Here is an 18,763-nt window from a genome sequence, read left to right on the forward strand (position 1 = left end):
GTGGTAAAATAGAAGAAATCAAAAACTAGTGGAGGAAGCTATTATGCCATTTGTACGCATCGATTTATTTGAAGGACGCACGCTCGAGCAAAAGAAAGCTCTTGCTAAGGAAGTAACGGAAGCGGTTGTCCGCAACACTGGAGCCCCTCAATCTGCTGTCCATGTCATCATCAACGACATGCCAGAAGGAACTTACTTCCCACAAGGTGAAATGCGCACCAAATAAGCTAGCTTAAGCAGAATTGCTTAGGCTTTTTCAATCTCTAAGTAGCATCCATTGAAGAAATAGTTTAAATTTGTTACAATTTGAAAGGATACTTGGAAGAATTTCCAAGAAAAGAGCTATTAAAGGAAACATTATGATTACACGTGAATTTGATACCATCGCTGCTATCTCTACTCCACTAGGTGAAGGGGCTATTGGTATTGTCCGCTTGAGCGGAACAGACAGTTTTGCCATTGCGCAAAAGATTTTCAAAGGGAAAGACTTGAGTCAGGTTGCCAGCCACACTCTCAACTACGGTCACATTGTTGATCCTCTGACAGGAAAAGTCATGGACGAGGTTATGGTTGGGGCTATGAAATCTCCAAAGACCTTCACTCGTGAGGATATTATCGAGATTAACACCCACGGAGGGATTGCTGTGACCAATGAAATTCTCCAGCTAGCTATCCGTGAAGGAGCTCGGTTGGCAGAACCTGGTGAATTTACCAAACGTGCCTTTTTAAACGGTCGTGTGGACCTGACTCAGGCTGAAGCCGTTATGGACATCATCCGTGCCAAGACAGACAAGGCTATGAACATTGCAGTTAAGCAATTAGACGGTTCCCTTTCTGACCTGATTAATAATACTCGGCAAGAAATCCTCAATACACTTGCCCAAGTTGAGGTCAATATCGACTATCCTGAGTATGATGATGTTGAGGAAGCTACTACTGCTGTTGTCCGCGAGAAGACTATGGAGTTTGAGAAATTGCTAACCAATCTCCTTAGAACAGCTCGTCGTGGTAAAATCCTTCGTGAGGGAATTTCAACTGCTATCATCGGCCGTCCCAACGTTGGAAAATCCAGCCTGCTCAACAACCTCTTGCGTGAGGACAAGGCTATCGTTACAGATATTGCTGGTACTACTCGAGATGTCATCGAAGAATACGTCAACATCAACGGTGTTCCTCTCAAATTGATTGACACAGCTGGTATCCGTGAAACGGATGACATCGTGGAACAAATCGGAGTTGAGCGTTCGAAAAAAGCCCTTAAGGAAGCCGACTTAGTTCTACTAGTGCTAAATGCCAGTGAACCACTGACTGCGCAAGACAGACAACTGCTTGAAATTAGTCAAGAAACCAACCGCATTATTTTACTTAATAAAACCGACCTGCCTGAAGCAATTGAAACTTCGGAACTACCTGAAGACGTTATTCGTATTTCAGTCCTTAAAAACAAAAACATCGATAAGATTGAAGAGAGAATCAACAACCTCTTCTTTGAAAATGCTGGTTTGGTTGAACAAGATGCTACTTACTTGTCAAATGCCCGTCACATTTCCTTGATTGAGAAGGCTGTTGAAAGCCTACAAGCTGTTAATGAAGGTCTTGAACTGGGAATGCCAGTTGACTTGCTTCAAGTTGACTTGACCCGTACTTGGGAAATTCTCGGAGAAATCACTGGAGATGCTGCTCCAGATGAACTCATTACCCAACTTTTTAGCCAATTCTGTTTAGGAAAATAAGAAAAATCCATGATCGTTCTTGCGGTCATGGATTTTATTGTAATTATTAGTAATCTGGTCTTAAAACACCTGTTACAGTTGCCTTAGTTGCTTCGTAGTCGCCATCTACGACAACCTTGATAATGCGTTTGGCATCTTCTTCTGGTGCTGGAACAAGAGGTAGACGAGTTGGACCAGCTTCAAATCCCATATAGTTGAGAACGGCCTTGACAGGAGCAGGACTTGGATATGAGAAGAGGGCATTAACCTTAGGAATGAATTTACGTTGAATAGCTGCGGCTTTCTTCATATCGCTTTCTGCAATGGCAGTAAACATCTCATGCATTTCATCCCCATTTGTATGGGAGGCAACAGAAATAACCCCATCCGCACCAAGGTTCATGGCATGGAAAGCATCTCCATCTTCACCAGTATAAATCAAGAACTCCTCTGGCTTGTGCTCAATCAAGTAAGCCATATTAGCCAAGCTAGTACATTCTTTAACACCGATGATATTTGGATGGTCAGCCAAACGAAGCATGGTTTCTGGAGTCAATTCGACAACCACACGCCCTGGAATGTTATAGATAATAATCGGTAGGTCCGAAGCATCTGCAATTGCTTTAAAGTGCTGATACATTCCTTCTTGAGAAGGTTTGTTGTAGTAAGGTACGATAGCAAGTCCAGCTGCAAAACCACCAAATTCTGCTACTTCTTTGACAAATTCGATTGAGTCTCGTGTATCATTGGTACCTACACCCGCAATCAAAGGAACACGTCCATTAACAATCTTTTGTACAGCCGCAAACAATTCCAACTCTTCATCGTGAGTCAAGGTTGGACTCTCAGCAGTCGTTCCAGCTAGGAGAATGCCATCTGTGTGATGGGCCAACAAATGCTCAATCAAGGCTGGAATGGCATCAAAGTTGATGGAACCATCCTCGTGGAAAGGAGTAATGAAGGCCGTGATGATTTTACACTCTTTTAAATCTTGATAAGACATGAAAACACCTCTCTATTTCAAAGAAGGAGTTCATCTGAACTCCTAAATGATATGACTATTTTAATTCAAATTTCAATTCAGCTGTTGGACGAACCAATCCACGTTCGTGAAGAGTTTCTGCAATCTGAACTGAATTCCAAGCAGCACCTTTGAGAAGGTTATCTGAAACAACCCACATGTGGATTCCTTTTTCAGCATCCAAGTCTTTACGGATACGACCAACAAAGGTATCACGTGAACCAACTGCATTGATGGCTTGTGGATAGATTTGATGAGCTACATCATCTTCAAGAACAGCACCTGGGAAGGCCGCGATAGCTGCTTTAACTTCTTCGATTGGAGCCACTTCTTTTGTTTCGATATAAACTGACTCAGAGTGAGCTGACAAGACTGGAATACGCACACATGTTGCAGATACTGCAATGCTATCATCTTCCATGATTTTCTTAGTTTCCTTAGTCATCTTCATCTCTTCGTAAGTGTAATCATTGTCAGTGAAGACATCAATTTGTGGAAGAGCGTTGAAGGCGATAGGATAGTGTTTCTTGTCACCACCTGAAGGCAAAATTTCCGCATGCAAATCACGTGGATTCACCCCATCATTCAACACTTCACGAAGTTCACGTTGTGTTTCAAGAATCGCTCCCATACCAGCACCTGAAACGGCTTGGTAAGTTGAAACGATGATACGGTCCAAGCCCCATTTTTGGCGAACAGGTTCAAGCGCCACCATCATTTGGATTGTCGAACAGTTAGGGCAAGCAATAATCCCATTATGGGAATCAAGTGCGTGAGCATTGACCTCTGGAACAACCAATGGTACATCTGGATTTTGACGGAAGTAAGATGTGTTATCTACTACTACCGCTCCAGCTTTAACTGCGTATGGTGCATACTTAGCTGATGTCGAACCACCCGCTGAAAAGAGAGCAATGTCAATTCCTTCAAAAGCTGTTTCAGTCGTTTCTTCAATTGTAATATCTTGATCTTTAAATTTCAAAGTCTTGCCTGCTGAACGAGCAGAAGCAAGGTAACGGATTTTATCGATTGGAAGTGTTGATTCTTCCAACATTTTTATCATCTGAGCTCCGACAGCACCTGTCGCGCCGACTACAGCAACTGTATATCCCATAAATAACCTCTTTCGGAATTTTCTAAAAATTTCTATAATAGATGTATTATACTACTTTTTCCATGAATTGCAAAGCTTTTTCATCATTTTTTGGAAAATAAAAATCCCCAGTCGCTAGACTAGGGACTAAGAGGCATCTTCATGTGATGAGCAGGTTCACACAACTCATCAAGGTCCGCTCCTGCGTTATGACCTCCTTATGCTCAATAGTAGTCCGAAGACTACCTATCGACTCATCGCGTCTATTATATTACTAGAAATAAGTGGGTTTGTCAATAAAAAAATTTTGCAGGATGACTTTTATTATACAAAAGTCAGAATTTTTTCTCGCGAGCATAAGAAAAAACTCTTGTGTTCAAGAGTTTCCCTGTAAATATCATGCTAATTGCCGGGATTGAACCGGCGACCTCATCCTTACCATGGATGCGCTCTGCCAACTGAGCTAAATCAGCTTACTTAAAAAGTATACTACAGTTAGAAAATCTTGTCAAGTTTCCTTAGACATTTCCAGAAGAAAAAGCCAGGTAAGAGCTACCTAGCTTATCTTCTTCTATTTGCTTAAATCGATTCGACGACCAATTTTACCAATGATAATCGCACCAATAATTAATGAGGCAAATTCACCAATCCCTGTTGTAAACCAAGTAAGGAAAAATGGTAATTCTGCTACGATATTCAACTCGGCAGCGATGGTAAACATGGAAATTGAAAAGAGAATTGAAAAGAAGAAATGATCTTTTCGAATTAATCCGTTAAAGAGGTAATCTTTGCTGTATTTTGCAAAAAGCCAAACACCTAAACTGAGGAATACCAAGGTTGATCCACCACCAACAAAGACATCTAGGAGTCCGAAGCTAAAGAAATTAGCAATCATACAACCGATGGTAACTCCGATGATGTACTTAGGATTGTAAAAAGCCATAAAGTTCATCATTTCTGAAATACGGAACTGATAAGCACCATAGCTAATGGCATTTAGGGGCGGTGTGACAGTCAAAACGACATAGATAGCAGCGACGATTGCGATATCTGCAACATCACGAATAGTTAATTTTTTCATCTTTTCTCCTTTAGCGGATTATCCGCGTGTAATATGCTTGGTGAAAGAAGCTAAGCACCAAGGGTTGCTTTATTCAACCTTACTAGTATAGCACAATAGCCTGCTTTATGCTATACTTAAAGCATGAAAAAACGCATTGAAAGTCTCTTCGTGAATGAGCTCTTAGCCTATCTTTTTTTTGGAATAGCAACTACTCTTGTCTCCATTCTATCTAGATTAGTCATTTATCAACTAACTCATAGAGAACTCCTTGCTACTGGACTAGCAAATAGTATCGGTATCCTATTTGCATTTATTACAAATGATAGGCTTGTCTTTAAGCAAGCTAGAGAGAATTGGTCAATTCGTTTAGTAAAATTTACTATAGCACGTCTTTCTACTTTTCTTTTAGACTTGTTTTTAACTTTTATCTTTGTAACTCAGTTTCCTAATATTATCGGGCAATTTGTAAATAATAATATAGACAAGGTTAATAGTATTGAAACCGTTATTTCACAATTCTTGATAATTATCCTCAATTACATTTTTAGTAAGGTATTTATTTTTAAAAAATAAGAAAAATTTTAAACATATAGCTTGCAAGAACTTCTTAATTAATATATAATCAAGAGTAAAAATTTTGGAAAGGAATTATGAAAATGTTAAAAGATCTTAAAGCATTTTTGCTTCGTGGTAATGTTGTTGACCTTGCTGTCGGTGTGATCATTGCCTCTGCTTTTGGTGCAATCGTTACTTCATTTGTAAATGATATCATCACTCCTCTACTATTGAAGCCAGCCTTGGAAGCTGCGAAAGTACAAAACATCGCTGAGCTTGCATGGAATGGTGTTACATATGGTAAATTCTTGAGTGCTATTATCAACTTCCTTGTTGTAGGTACTGTTCTCTTCTTCGTTATTAAAGCTATGGAAAAAGCCCAAAGCCTTACTAAGAAAGAAGAAACTGTTGAAGAAGCTCCAGCTGGACCAACTGAATTGGAAGTACTTCAAGAAATCAAAGCTCTTCTTGAGAAAAAATAATCGATTAAAAGGATCTAGCACAAAGCTAAATCCTTTTTTCTTTACTCTTTCGGTAACTTGCCTGCTTTCTCAAGCATTTTCTTAATAAGATAAGGCATCTTAACATTTTCACGACCTTTTTTCTCAATCAATTTTTTTACAAATTCTGGCATTTGTAAATCTTGAGATTCGGCCAAGATATTTTTAGTTTCATCTGAAGGAACTAACTCATCAAAGGTTTCTTCTTCTGGGAGAAATTCCTTAAATTCTTGATGTTCATTAGCTCTGACTGTATTAACCAAGGCATCAATCAAACGAGAATCTGTATTTGGCATTGGTGGACGATGATAGTTCACCCCCAATTCCTGACACAAGTCATAACATTCCACATCGTTGTCAAACAAGACTTCAATGTGCTCACTAATAAAACTAATAGGTACAAAAATATAATGGTCTGGATGTTCTTTCCGTTCTCTGAGATACTCTAAAACATCTGGTTTAATCCATGGAATACCGATATCACTTTCACTTTGCCAAGTATTAGTATATTGCTCAGAACTCAAACCTAGTTTTTCAGCGACTAGCTTGCTATTTTCGAAAATTTGGTCGATATAGGGGTCACCAAAATCCAAGGCAAAAATGGGCACACTATGGGCTGAAAAGATGACTTTAAAGCTATCCTGCTTTACTTCTTCTTTTAAAATCTTAGCAATTTCATCTGCCCAATAGTTTAAGAGCGCTTCTTCTTGATACCAGTCCTTAATAACAAAAAATTGGATCTGCTTGCTTTCTAAAAATTTCTCGTATCCCATGACAGAGTAAAAAGAATAATGGGGCTCCAAAATCAAGCAAATACACTGTTCAATGCCGTCTGCTTCCATCTGACCAATCACATTTGGAATAAAGGGACTGGAAAACTTATTAGCAAAATAAACACTATACTCATTTCCCAGCCTAGCCTCTACCAAGGCAACCTCTTCACGCGTAATTTTTTGCAGAGGCGTGCCGCCAATTCGTACATAATTATCATAGAGAGTTTGAATTTCGTGGTCTTGAGGTCTCACTCCACGACGAATATTTGTGAAAAAATCAGCCACACCTTCAAAGGTAATCTCTTCTGGCGAACCGAAAGTCATCATTAAAATTGCTTTTTTCATAATCGCTTCCTTGTGATATTTTTATCAAGTTTATTTTATCATTTATCCATTAATAAGTAAACGCCAACATAGCGAATTTCCCTAACTTCTGTCTTTTGTTTTTCTCTCATTTCTATGATACAATGGAAAAAATGAATTCAAAAGGAGTTTTTTATGACTTATCCCAATCTCTTGGACCGCTTCTTAACCTACGTTAAGGTCAATACGCGCTCTGATGAACACTCTACTACTACTCCAAGTACGCAGAGTCAGGTAGATTTTGCTACAAATGTTCTTATTCCTGAAATGAAACGTGTTGGATTACAAAATGTTTATTATCTACCAAATGGTTTTGCAATTGGGACCTTGCCAGCCAATGATCCATCTTTAACACGAAAAATTGGCTTTATATCTCACATGGATACTGCTGACTTTAATGCCGAAGGAGTCAATCCACAGGTAATTGAAAACTACGATGGTGGTGTGATTGAACTTGGAAATTCTGGTTTCAAACTCGATCCAGCTGACTTTAAGAGTCTTGAGAAATATCCAGGACAAACGCTCATCACAACAGATGGAACAACCTTGCTAGGTGCTGATGACAAGTCAGGAATTGCTGAAATTATGACTGCTATTGAATATCTAACTGCTCACCCTGAAATCAAACACTGTGAAATTCGTGTTGGTTTTGGTCCAGATGAGGAAATTGGTGTTGGTGCTAATAAATTTGATGCAGAAGATTTTGATGTAGATTTTGCCTACACTGTTGATGGCGGACCACTAGGTGAACTTCAATACGAGACTTTTTCAGCAGCTGGTGCTGAATTGCATTTCCAAGGGCGCAATGTCCACCCTGGTACTGCAAAGGGACAGATGGTAAATGCTCTGCAATTAGCAATTGATTTCCATAATCAACTCCCTGAAACTGACCGTCCTGAACTGACAGAGGGTTACCAAGGTTTCTACCATCTGATGGATATAACAGGGTCTGTCGAAGAGGCTCGTTCAAGCTACATCATCCGAGACTTTGAAAAGGATGCCTTTGAATCTCGTAAAGCAGCTATGCAGTCTATCGCTGATAAGATGAATCAAGAGCTTGGTAACAATCGTGTTACTCTCACCCTAACAGATCAGTACTACAATATGAAAGAAGTCATTGAAAAAGATATGACTCCAATTACCATTGCTAAAGCCGTTATGGAAGATCTGGGTATCACTCCTATTATCGAACCAATCCGTGGAGGGACAGACGGCTCTAAGATTTCCTTTATGGGAATCCCAACACCTAATATCTTTGCTGGTGGCGAGAATATGCACGGTCGTTTTGAATACGTCAGCCTTCAGACTATGGAACGTGCAGTTGATACAATCATTGGCATCGTAGCTTATAAAGACTAAAAAGACGAGGTAGCTTAGCTACTTCGCCTTTCTTTTTATTCTGCTGGTTTTTCTTGATTTCCAGTACTTGTTGTAGATTCTGTTGTTTCCTTTTCTGAAGCTGGTTCAGCAGGTTTAGAATCTCTTGTGTTGCTTGGTTTGTTTTCGTCGCTTGCAGTTTCACTATTTGATTCTGCAGTTGCTGATGTTTCAGTTTCGGTACTTGTCTTGTCACCATTTGACTCAGCATTTGTCGCTGGAGTTGTTTCTTCACTTGCGCTTGATTTTGACTTGATTTCTTGATTCAAGACCAGAATAGCTTTTGTCAATTCAAGTAAAGCAGCCTTATCTTTACTCTTAGCAGAAAGTTGATCTAGTAATGCATCCACCTTATCAAAGTCTGCATCAGAACCCTTATTGTTTTCTAAATAAGCATGAAGCGACATAAGAATATCGTAGAGTTTTTGATAGAGTACAAGTGTCTGAGGATCTTGCTCAGCATTTTCCTTTTCTTGTTGAAGAGCGCTAGCGATACGAGTCAAGACATCTTTTACCTGACTGTTTACTTCATTCAAGTCTGCATCAGCCTTGTTTGTAGCAACTTTGAGATTTTCTACTTCTTCTGCTAAGGATTGTCTGATTCCTTCTTCTTGGATTTGATCTAAGAGTTGAGTTGCCTTGCTCAAGAGACTTTCTACTTGTTCCTTGCTAACATGATTGACATGTTCTTCAGGCATAAAGTCTCCATACAATTCTTTCAAGAAGCCATAAATAGCTGTCTTGGCAGTTTGATTATCAACTTTTTCAGTATCTAGAACTGTCTGAGTCGATTTAGCAGTAGTTGATTGAGCTTTCAAAGCTTCTTCCACTTCTTGTTTTGCCTGATAGATGCTTGGGAATAATTTGTTCAATTCTGCTGCCTTAAGGAAGGATTGAGATTGATACAAGGTCCAAGTCAACTGAGCCACTTTGTTTCGAAGTTCATCATTTAAACGACCGTCATTTACGTGTTCGTAGAAATACTTGATGTATTCAACTGTTGTAACGCCTGTTCGATCATTAAAGTCTTGCAAGGCTTGAAGTTGTGATTCAACCGCTGCTAAACCAGTCTCATCTTTAGCCAATTTAGCTTCTTGGAGTCGAACGAGAAGGTCTTTCTTAGGAAGTCCATAAGCGTCTGTATCCAGAGTATTGATTTTATCAATCAAGGCTTGATATTTTTTATCTAAAGCACTTGTTTCAGTAGGCTTGACACTCTCATCAATATGGATATATTGCTTATCAAAGAGATCAAGGGTTGCAAGATAACCTGCTGTAGAGTTAGTTGCCAATTTCTTCATGTTTTCAGTAAACTGTCCTAAGGCTAACTCAATCTGTCTTTGTTCGATAGGCTTGTCTTTGTAGATGCTTCTGCTATCAGCTAGAAGTTGATCTACTTTTTCCAAGACTGTCTTCTCATCAAAAGCTCCAGGTTGATAATTGGATTGTAGGGCTGGAATCTTGTTTTTCAAAGCCACTTCATATCCCTTAGTTTGAACCTTGATGTAGTGATTATGGTCGCCATGAGGAATCACAAAACTACCATTTTCTACCTGTAAACTATAAGGAGACACACCATCTCGCAAAGCAGTCGTGTAAAGTTCATTTAGGAAATCAAGTTCTGGATTGCCAGTTTGAAGAGGAATCCGAACGTGTTCTTTACGAACAGCATAGGGATGGATATGAGTTGGATCGTAGGCTTGGTCTGGATTTCCAAAAACAAAGAATCCGTTTGAAATTCTAATCGCTTCAACTGGAACTCCGTATGTTTTAGAAATATAAGCAATCTTTTCTTCATCGCTAGCATCTCTTGAGAAAGACTCTACCGTTTTAGCAAGAGGTTTTACAGGCTCTGCATCATGATGTGTTTTCAAATGGTCTTGTGCAGCCTTAATTTGCTCTGCTGTCAAATCTTTCTTGAAGAAGTAATGATTATGGTCGCCGTGACTCATGACAAAACCTTGCTCATCCTCACTGATGACACGATTGGCATCAAAGCCGTGATCATGGTCTTCATCATGATGGTGTCCATGATGATCTTCATCGTGATCGTCATCATGAGCTGGATTTGGTGTTGCTGTATTTGCCTCTTTCAAGTGGTCTTGCGCTGCCTTGATTTGATCAGCAGTCAAATCCTTCTTGAAGAAGTAATGATTATGGTCGCCGTGGCTCATGATGAAACCAGCAGCATCTTCACTAATAACTCGATTGGCATCAAAATCATGGCCGTGTTCTTCATGGTGATGACCATGTGCTTCTTCATCATGATCGTCATCGTCATCATGTGCTGGACTTGGTGTTACTGGCGTTTTACCTCTCAAATGATCTTGAGCTGCCTTAATTTGCTCAGGTGTCAAATCCTTCTTAAAGAAGTAATGATTGTGGTCGCCATGAGTCATGACAAATCCTGCCGCATCTTCACTGATAACTCTATTTGCATCAAACCTGTGATCATGGTCTTCACCATGATGGTGGTCATGCTCTTCTTCATCGTGATCATCATGAGATGCACTTGGTGTTGTCGTATTTGCCCCTTTCAAGTGATCCTGAGCCGCCTTAATTTGGTCTGCTGTCAAATCTTTCTTAAAGAAGTAATGATTGTGGTCGCCATGAGTCATGACAAAACCTTCTGAATCTTCACTTATAATTCGATTGGCATCAAAACCATGACCATCTTCTTCCTCATGGTGGACATGTGAAGTCGCATTACTTGATCCAGTATTAGAAGAACTTCCTACCTCTTCCGTGTTAGAGTGTGATGGGGGATTGTTAAGAGATGACTTAGGAATATAATGATAGTGGTCCCCATGTCTTACTATATAAGCATCACCGGTATCTCTGACAATGTCATTAGGGTTAAAGACATAACCATCATCTGCTGCAGTAACACCATTATTCGGTGTCACCGATAAAGGTTGACTGAGAGCTGTAGTATTCCCTGATAAATATGCTTTTGCGGCTGCTAATTCACTAGCAGACAAATCACTTTTTGGAATGTAGTGATAGTGTCCTCCGTGAGGAACGATATAAGCATCACCAGTATCTTCAATAATATCAGCTGGATTAAAGACATAACCATCATCTGTCGTATAGCGTCCCTGAGACCTTGCTACAGCAACTTCAGAGCTGACCTTCTCATCATCTTTGACATGTTCTTGTTTTTGACGATTGATTTCATCCTTGGTTCGAACATTATCAGCATGATCTGCATCTTTCAGGTAGACATAATATTTTCCATCGACCTTGATGATATAGCCACCCTTGACCTCATTGACAATATCTCCATCTTTAAGTTGAAAGTTTGGATCCTTCATCAAAAGTTCTTCACTAAAGAGGGCATCGTAAGGAACTTTCCCATTATAGTAATGATAGTGATCACCGTGTGACGTTACATAGCCTTGATCTGTAATCTTAATAACAATTTGCTCAGCCTGAATTCCTTCTTTTTGGCTAACCTGATCTGGTGTCAGGTTTTCAGTTTTCTGACTTGACTGACTACCATCCACATAAGAGACACGATTATCGTCCTTATTTTCCNGCGAGCGATGCTGGTTCAGTGCATAGGCACAAAGACTCAAGGATACGATAACAGCTGATCCAGCTGCTATATATTTTTTACTGAATTTCATAAATCCCTCATTTCAATAAATGATGAAGCTATTTCTTAACTTCTTTTTCTCGGTTAAACAATTTTTCTAAACCGGTTATTTAACCATTTAATTAACCAGTAAATAGTTTACCTTTTTTTAGCTTATCTGTCAAGATTTTTAGTGAAAGAGAATAAAATTATTACTTTAAGAATCCTTTCTTCATTTTTTAGACAGGAAATTTCATCTTTTTATTAACAAATAAAAGGACATTATTCTATCCAATAATAGAACAATATCCTTTCAACTAGATGCTCATTAGTCAAAATATTCTAAGGTTTTATTTGCTTAAGAGTTTTAATATCATAGGTTACTAAATCCCCATTCTTATTATAAAACTGAACTCCTTCTGATGAAAAAATAAGATATTTAGAATCAATTTGAGCAATTTGTGCTATTTGATTTATATGATTTTTTAAAGTATCCTTATCTAATCCATAATCTGGTATATCATCATAATCATCTTCTTTATTTTCTGCATGTGATTTTTCTTCTTCACCAACTTTTTCGACTGAAGGATTGCTGCTAGTCGCATCTGCCTCATTTTGAGATTTATTATCCTTTGGTTGTTCATCAACTTTGTTTGAATCCGTTGCATCTTTCTTTGTTTCCGATTTCTTATCTGAAGAAACTAGATGTGAATTAGAAGAATCATTTGTTGTTTCTTTTTCTTCATTTCTTTTAGCTATCAACTCTTGAGCTTGTTTCCACTCTTTATCTGATAAATCAGACTGATTGATACTTCTCAATGAATCACCACTAGCTTTTGGAATACTGAAAGATTTATCTGCCCAAATATAGGTTCCCTTTGCCAATACATCCTGAGGATCAAAAATATATCCATCAGGAGTTGCAAACTTGCCTTCTTTAAGTGCTTTCTGAACTTCTTCCGCAGAATGGATAATTTGCCAGTTCTTCATTCCAGGACGTTTTTCAAGAGGAGTTACATTAGCAATAACAGATCCAGCATCATCATGACCTGGTTTTGACCAAACTTCAGGACGCACATCAGGATGTTGCATTACATATTTTATAGTTGCTATTTGCTCACTATTTAACCAAGAATAAGGTACGACGTGAATGTGATCGATATGCGGAATAATGAAGGAAGTTCCAGTATCATACGTAGTATTGGCTGCATGCATAGGCAAGCTAGATACATCAACAGCTAATCTTGGTTTAATTTCTGTTTCTACAATATCATAACGATAATTATCTTTATCTTTAAGCATTAGTTCCTGCTCAGAAAAAGCTATTTGAGTAAGATCGAGTTCTTCACGTGAATAAAAATAATCTTTACCACCTTCATTAATTATATAACCAACTTTACTATTTCTAGAAACTTTACTAGTTACTTTTTTATAATCAAACTTTGGTCTTTCCTTCTCATCTGAGTGAACTGAAGAAACGATGTCATCGGGATTTTTACCAGTTTCTTGAATCCATTTAGCAACTTCATCCAATTCGAATTGTTCTAATTCACCATATCCCATATAATGGAAATGATCACCGTGTTTGGCAATAACACCTGATTTATCAACAGAATCGATGGAATCTTTGGTAAATATGTATCCATCACTCGTATCATAAGGTTTACCATCTAAACCTTTTCCATAAGCTTTGATTGGTTGTCCTAAGAACTTATGAACTACTTCTTTTGATACTAAAGGTTTAATATCTGTACCAATTTGATTTAATCCATTTTGCCCTTTTAACGGAATAATTCTAGCAATCTTCTGCTCTAAATCAGTCATTTGTGAATAAGGGATAAAGTGATAATGGTCTCCGTGAGGCACTGCTACACCGTTAGCTGTACGTTTGATGATTTGTGCTGGGTCAAATACTAATCCATCAGACTCCACATGGCGTTCTGACAAAGGTTTGGCATATAATTCACTTAGAAGTGTTGAAATGTCTTCCCCTTGACTTTGATGATATGTTGGAGTAACAGTCAGATTTGGAGTCTCTGTCAAACTTGGTTGGGCTGGTTTAGCATTATCACTACTTGGTTTACTTGAACTTGTAGCAGAATGAGACTGTTTACCATTCCAATAAGCTTGGGCTGTAGCTAATTCCCCTGCAGACAAAGCGCCTTTTGGTATATAGTGAAAATGGTTGCCGTGCGGTACAATAAAAGCGTCTCCTGTATCTTCAATCACATCTGTCGGACTAAAGACATACCCATCATCCGTTGTATAAGCGCCTCCAGTTCCTCGATTTGGTGCCTGCGTATTGAGATTAAAGTTTGGTTTAATGGTTGAACTTGGTGTTGAACTTGGTTTATCGGTACTGCTTGGTTTCGTATTGTCAGATTGACTTTGAACTGGCTGACCTCCAATTGGTAGATTTCGAGCCAATTTTTCTTCCAAAGCAGACATTTGCGAATAAGGAATGAAATGGAAATGATCCCCGTGAGGAACTGCCACACCATTGGCAGTACGTTTTGTAATCTGTGCTGGGTCAAATACTAATCCATCAGACTCCACATGACGTTGGCTAAGTGGCAAAGCGTATAATTCTTGAAGGAGACTAGCTAAATCCTCACTTTGACTTTCAGAATCTGTTGCAGGATTTTGAGGTGTATCAGATTGACTCGTTCTAGCGCTAGATCTTGTTTCTCCCCTGCTAGAACGATATTCAACCGTACTTAATTGGCCGCCTTTTCCAGATAAGAAGGCTTGGGCAGCAGCTAATTCACTGGCAGACAAGTCACTCTTAGGAATATAGTGGAAGTGATTGCCATGAGGAACAATATAAGCATCACCCGTGTCCTCAATGATATCAGATGCATTGAAGATATACCCATCATCTGTTGTATAGCGTCCTTGAGCTCTGGCTGCAACTACTGCCTGATCGTTAGAACCACCTCCGTGATTACTACTGTGTTCCTGCTTCTGACGTTTAATCTCTTCTTTTGTACGAATATTGTCCGCATGGGCGGCATCCTTAAGGTAAACATAGTATTTACCGTCTACCTTAATTACATAGCCACCCTTGATTTCATTGACAATGTCTGAATCCTTCAACTGATAATTCAAATCTTTCATGAGGAGTTCTTCACTGATGATGGCATCATAAGGAACCTTGCCATTATAGTAATGATAATGGTCTCCATGAGAGGTCACATAACCTTGATCCGTAATTTTGATAACAATTTGTTCGGCGTTGATTCCCTCTCTCTTACTAACTTCATCTGGTGTCAAGTTCTCTGCCTTTTGACCAACCTGATCACCGTCTATATAAGCAACTCGATTCGAATCTTTCTTAACTTGACTAGCTTGGTAACGACCAAGCTCATAGGAACAAACACTTAGGGCAAGAACTGCCACCGAACCTACTAGATATTTTTTATTAATTTTCATTCTTTCCTCTTTTCTTAAATATATTTGATTCTCCACAAAATGATGAACCAGTTAATTAACTAGTTAATAGTTTACTCTTTTTAGTATTGCTTGTCAAGAATTTTTCGTATATACATAATAAAAATGAAAGCCTCTTTATCGAGACTTTCATTTTTCATTAGTTGATTTTTCCTTACTTACAGATGGAGGATTACTTTCTTTTTAACAACGCAAGTAATTTTTCTGCTTCTGCCATGATACCATTATTATCCATGGTTTGGAGACTCAGATTATTTCGTAAACCAGATAGGCTCTCTGTCACATTGTCTTTCAAACTAGCATCCGTTACTTTAGCAAGTAGAGCTTCTACTTCTTTGAGTTTGGCTTCTACTTTTTCGGTTTCTACTTGAGGGACTTCAGCTTCGTCTGTTGTATCTTTAGATACTTCTTCTGTCTCGTCTTCATCAGTGCTCGGTTTATAAAGATTATCTACTGAAGGGGTTGAACCTGTATGATTTTCTTTTTCATTGGATTCAGGACGGGTTGACTCGTCTGATTCATGATGATCTTCCTTATCTTCATCAGATTTACTGTCTTTGTCTGCCTTATTTTTACGAACATGGTCGCTGGCATTTCCCCAACCATTATCTGAGTGAGGACGTTCTTCAGGATGTTCAACATAATATTTTACAGTCGCAAAGAGATCCTCAAGGCTATAACCCTTAGGTGCTTCATAGAGTCCTTCGTCAAACCAACCAAATTTAATGTTATGGTAATGGTCGTAATGAGGTATAATTAAGCTACCATTTTTAACTTCAACAGTATGTTGTAGATTGTAAGGAATATGATCAAGTGGGACCTTCTTAGCTGCTTCCACTTTGTTATAGATTGCTTCTACTCCTTTAACCTCAGTATGTCCTGAACCCTGATTCTCTGTTGAAGGAGGTATCAAACCTTTCTCTTTAGCATAAGCCTGGGCTGCCACTCTTTCAGCTTCAGACAAGCTCTCTTTCTTAATCCAATGACTATGGGACATATGTGGAGTTACATAAGCATCTCCCTCATCACTGGTAATATCACGAGTGTCAAAGATATAGCCATCTTCTGTTGTATACTTACCTGCTAATTTCGCTAATTTAATTTCATCGTCTGTATAAGCAATTTGAGAATTTGGTTTTCCAAGTCGCTCTGGATGGGTAATTGGTGCTAAGAATGACAATAAATCATCTACCAATTTTCCTTTATTAGAAGATTCATCATTCAAGCGTTCCGCTAATTTGTCTAAGGCTTGGAAATCAGAAACGCGACCTTTATTTTCAGATAAGGCTTTATGAGCCTTGGCCAATAAATTATATGCTTTATCATAAAATTCTTGGTCACGAGGAGCGACATTTTCTTTCTTCGCAACTAGCGCATGTGTCTCTTGAGTTTTCTTAGACAAGAGATTTTCAATAGCGTCAATCTTATCCTTGGCTAAGTCTTTAGCTAGAACATAACGACTAGCGCCCTTATCTTCGATAATATATCCATCCCCAACTTTTCTAACAATCTGGTTGACATCAAATTCAGTCGGTTTATTTTCCACCGGTGCTTGAGGTTTGGTAGTAGGCGCTGGCTTCAGAGGAGTAACACTTGGCAAGACACTGCCATTTTGTCCCTTAACAGCTATCATACGAGCCAATTTTTCTTCCAGCGGTGACATTTGTGAATAAGGGATAAAGTGATAATGATCTCCGTGAGGCACTGCAACACCGTTAGCTGTACGTTTGATAATTTGTGCCGGATCAAAGACTAGACCATCCGATTCCACATGGCGTTCTGATAAGGGTTTGGCATACAATTCACGTAAAAGGCTTGGAATGTCTTCCTCTTGATTTTGATGATATGTTGGGGTAACAGTCAGATTTGGAGTCTCTGTCAAACTTGGTTGGGCTGGTTTAGCATTATCACTACTTGGTTTACTTGAACTTGTAACAGAATGTGAGCCCTGTTTACCATTCCAATAGGCTTGGGCGGCAGCCAGTTCTCCTGCTGACAAATCACTCTTAGGGATATAGTGGAAATGATTGCCGTGCGGTACAACAAAAGCGTCTCCTGTATCTTCAATCACATCTGTCGGACTAAAGACATACCCATCATCCGTTGTATAAGCGCCTCCAGTTCCTCGATTTGGTGCCGGCGTATTGAGATTAAAGTTTGGTTTAATGGTTGAACTTGGTGTTGAACTTGGTTTCTCAGGACTGCTTGGTTTCGTATTATCAGAATGACTTTGAACTGGCTGACCTCCAATTGGTAGATTTCGAGCCAATTTTTCTTCCAAAGCAGACATTTGCGAATAAGGAATGAAATGGAAATGATCCCCGTGAGGCACTGCCACACCATTTGCAGTACGTTTTGTAATCTGTGCTGGGTCAAATACTAAGCCATCAGACTCCACATGACGTTGGCTAAGTGGCAAAGTGTACAATTCTTGAAGGAGACTAGCTAAATCCTCACTTTGACTTTCAGAATCTGTTGCAGGATTTTGAGGTGTCTCAGATTGACTCGTTCTTAGAGTAGATCTTGTTTCAGCTCTGCTAGAACGATATTCAACCGTACTTAATTGGCCACCTTTTCCAGATAAGAAGGCTTGGGCAGCAGCTAATTCACTGGCAGACAAATCACTCTTAGGAATATAGTGGAAGTGATTGCCATGAGGAACGATATAGGCATCACCCGTGTCTTCTATGATATCAGATGCATTAAAGATATACCCATCATCCGTTGTATAGCGTCCTTGGGCTCTGGCTGCAACTACCGCCTGATCGTTAGAACCGCCTCCATGATTATGACTGTGTTCCTGCTTCTGACGTTTAATCTCTTCTTTTGTCCGAATATTGTCCGCATGAGTCGCATCCTTAAGGTAAACATAGTATTTCCCGTCTACCTTAATCACATAGCCACCCTTGATTTCATTGACAATGTCTGAATCCTTCAACTGATAATTCAAATCTTTCATGAGGAGTTCTTCACTGATGATAGCGTCATAAGGAACCTTGCCATTATAGTAATGATAATGGTCTCCATGAGAGGTCACATAACCTTGATCCGTAATCTTGATAACAATTTGTTCGGCGTTGATTCCCTCTCTCTTACTAACTTCATCTAGTGTCAAGTTGTCTGCCTTTTGACCAGCCTGATCACCATCTATATAAGCAACTCGATTAGAATCTTTCTTAATTTGACCAGCTTGGTACCGTCCAAGTTCATAGGAACAAACACTTAGGGCAAGAACTGCCACCGAACCCGCTACATATTTTTTATTGATTTTCATTCTTT

The 18,763-nt window shown here is 39.1% G+C and carries 12 protein-coding genes, 1 tRNA gene and 1 riboswitch; of the genes, 5 read left to right on the top strand and 8 right to left on the bottom strand.

Going from position 1 to position 18,763, the window contains the following annotated elements:
* Positions 1–43: 43 nt before the first annotated feature.
* Both D8836_RS04405 and mnmE read left to right on the top strand, forming a co-directional pair.
* Positions 44–226, top strand: a complete 183-nt coding sequence (locus D8836_RS04405) for a 4-oxalocrotonate tautomerase (protein ID WP_001117401.1) — start codon at positions 44–46, stop codon at positions 224–226.
* Positions 227–359: 133 nt separating this feature from the next.
* Positions 360–1,733 (top strand): tRNA uridine-5-carboxymethylaminomethyl(34) synthesis GTPase MnmE, encoded by a 1,374-nt coding sequence (mnmE, locus tag D8836_RS04410; protein ID WP_125393272.1) that lies wholly within the window; start codon positions 360–362, stop codon positions 1,731–1,733.
* Between the two features lie 46 nt (positions 1,734–1,779).
* Here mnmE and dapA read toward each other — a convergent pair whose 3' ends face one another.
* From dapA to D8836_RS04430, 4 genes are all read right to left on the bottom strand, one after another.
* The gene (gene dapA / locus D8836_RS04415) at positions 1,780–2,715 is read right to left on the bottom strand and encodes a 4-hydroxy-tetrahydrodipicolinate synthase (protein ID WP_000121606.1); all 936 of its coding nucleotides are present in this window, start codon (positions 2,713–2,715) and stop codon (positions 1,780–1,782) included.
* A gap of 55 nt (positions 2,716–2,770) precedes the next feature.
* Entirely contained in the window at positions 2,771–3,847 is a 1,077-nt protein-coding gene (locus D8836_RS04420) for an aspartate-semialdehyde dehydrogenase (protein ID WP_125393273.1), read from the bottom strand.
* A gap of 379 nt (positions 3,848–4,226) precedes the next feature.
* Positions 4,227–4,299, bottom strand: a tRNA-Thr gene (locus D8836_RS04425).
* Between the two features lie 98 nt (positions 4,300–4,397).
* Positions 4,398–4,907 (bottom strand): QueT transporter family protein, encoded by a 510-nt coding sequence (locus D8836_RS04430; protein ID WP_000737071.1) that lies wholly within the window; start codon positions 4,905–4,907, stop codon positions 4,398–4,400.
* Positions 4,905–5,002: riboswitch (PreQ1 riboswitch) on the bottom strand. (Overlaps the previous gene by 3 nt.)
* Before the next feature lie 28 nt (positions 5,003–5,030).
* Between D8836_RS04430 and D8836_RS04435 the strand changes: the two genes are divergently transcribed.
* Together D8836_RS04435 and mscL are read left to right on the top strand one after the other, a co-directional pair.
* Positions 5,031–5,462, top strand: coding sequence for a GtrA family protein (locus tag D8836_RS04435; protein WP_084888067.1), 432 nt, complete (start codon positions 5,031–5,033; stop codon positions 5,460–5,462).
* 83 nt (positions 5,463–5,545) lie between these two features.
* The gene (gene mscL / locus D8836_RS04440) at positions 5,546–5,926 is read left to right on the top strand and encodes a large conductance mechanosensitive channel protein MscL (protein ID WP_125393274.1); all 381 of its coding nucleotides are present in this window, start codon (positions 5,546–5,548) and stop codon (positions 5,924–5,926) included.
* Positions 5,927–5,967: 41 nt separating this feature from the next.
* Here the strand turns inward: mscL and hemH are convergent, their stop codons facing one another.
* Positions 5,968–7,062: a ferrochelatase gene (hemH, locus tag D8836_RS04445; RefSeq protein WP_125393275.1), complete on the bottom strand. Its 1,095-nt coding sequence runs from the start codon at positions 7,060–7,062 to the stop codon at positions 5,968–5,970.
* A gap of 153 nt (positions 7,063–7,215) precedes the next feature.
* On the opposite strand from hemH, the gene pepT reads away from it, so the two are divergent.
* Positions 7,216–8,439 carry a peptidase T gene (pepT, locus tag D8836_RS04450; RefSeq protein ID WP_125393276.1) on the top strand — a complete coding sequence of 408 codons (1,224 nt, stop codon included), beginning with the start codon at positions 7,216–7,218 and terminating at the stop codon, positions 8,437–8,439.
* Between the two features lie 35 nt (positions 8,440–8,474).
* On the opposite strand, the gene D8836_RS04455 is transcribed toward pepT, so the two are convergent.
* The 3 genes from D8836_RS04455 to D8836_RS04465 all read right to left on the bottom strand — a co-directional run bounded on the left by D8836_RS04455 (position 8,475) and on the right by D8836_RS04465 (position 18,758).
* Positions 8,475–12,086 carry a pneumococcal-type histidine triad protein gene (locus D8836_RS04455; protein ID WP_125393277.1) on the bottom strand — a complete coding sequence of 1,204 codons (3,612 nt, stop codon included), beginning with the start codon at positions 12,084–12,086 and terminating at the stop codon, positions 8,475–8,477.
* Positions 12,087–12,376: 290 nt separating this feature from the next.
* The gene (locus D8836_RS04460) at positions 12,377–15,466 is read right to left on the bottom strand and encodes a pneumococcal-type histidine triad protein (protein WP_125393278.1); all 3,090 of its coding nucleotides are present in this window, start codon (positions 15,464–15,466) and stop codon (positions 12,377–12,379) included.
* Between the two features lie 190 nt (positions 15,467–15,656).
* Positions 15,657–18,758, bottom strand: a complete 3,102-nt coding sequence (locus D8836_RS04465) for a pneumococcal-type histidine triad protein (protein ID WP_125393279.1) — start codon at positions 18,756–18,758, stop codon at positions 15,657–15,659.
* Between the last annotated feature and the right edge of the window lie 5 nt (positions 18,759–18,763).

Source organism: Streptococcus mitis, from assembly GCF_003942995.1.
GTDB classification, from domain to species: domain Bacteria; phylum Bacillota; class Bacilli; order Lactobacillales; family Streptococcaceae; genus Streptococcus; species Streptococcus mitis_CV.

Bases quoted from the DNA above. Each gene is read 5' to 3' on its own strand.
- D8836_RS04405 (WP_001117401.1), top strand. From the start codon at position 44: ATGCCATTTGTACGCATCGATTTATTTGAAGGACGCACGCTCGAGCAA.
- mnmE (WP_125393272.1), top strand. From the start codon at position 360: ATGATTACACGTGAATTTGATACCATCGCTGCTATCTCTACTCCACTA.
- dapA (WP_000121606.1), bottom strand. From the start codon at position 2,715: ATGTCTTATCAAGATTTAAAAGAGTGTAAAATCATCACGGCCTTCATT.
- D8836_RS04420 (WP_125393273.1), bottom strand. From the start codon at position 3,847: ATGGGATATACAGTTGCTGTAGTCGGCGCGACAGGTGCTGTCGGAGCT.
- D8836_RS04430 (WP_000737071.1), bottom strand. From the start codon at position 4,907: ATGAAAAAATTAACTATTCGTGATGTTGCAGATATCGCAATCGTCGCT.
- D8836_RS04435 (WP_084888067.1), top strand. From the start codon at position 5,031: ATGAAAAAACGCATTGAAAGTCTCTTCGTGAATGAGCTCTTAGCCTAT.
- mscL (WP_125393274.1), top strand. From the start codon at position 5,546: ATGTTAAAAGATCTTAAAGCATTTTTGCTTCGTGGTAATGTTGTTGAC.
- hemH (WP_125393275.1), bottom strand. From the start codon at position 7,062: ATGAAAAAAGCAATTTTAATGATGACTTTCGGTTCGCCAGAAGAGATT.
- pepT (WP_125393276.1), top strand. From the start codon at position 7,216: ATGACTTATCCCAATCTCTTGGACCGCTTCTTAACCTACGTTAAGGTC.
- D8836_RS04460 (WP_125393278.1), bottom strand. From the start codon at position 15,466: ATGAAAATTAATAAAAAATATCTAGTAGGTTCGGTGGCAGTTCTTGCC.
- D8836_RS04465 (WP_125393279.1), bottom strand. From the start codon at position 18,758: ATGAAAATCAATAAAAAATATGTAGCGGGTTCGGTGGCAGTTCTTGCC.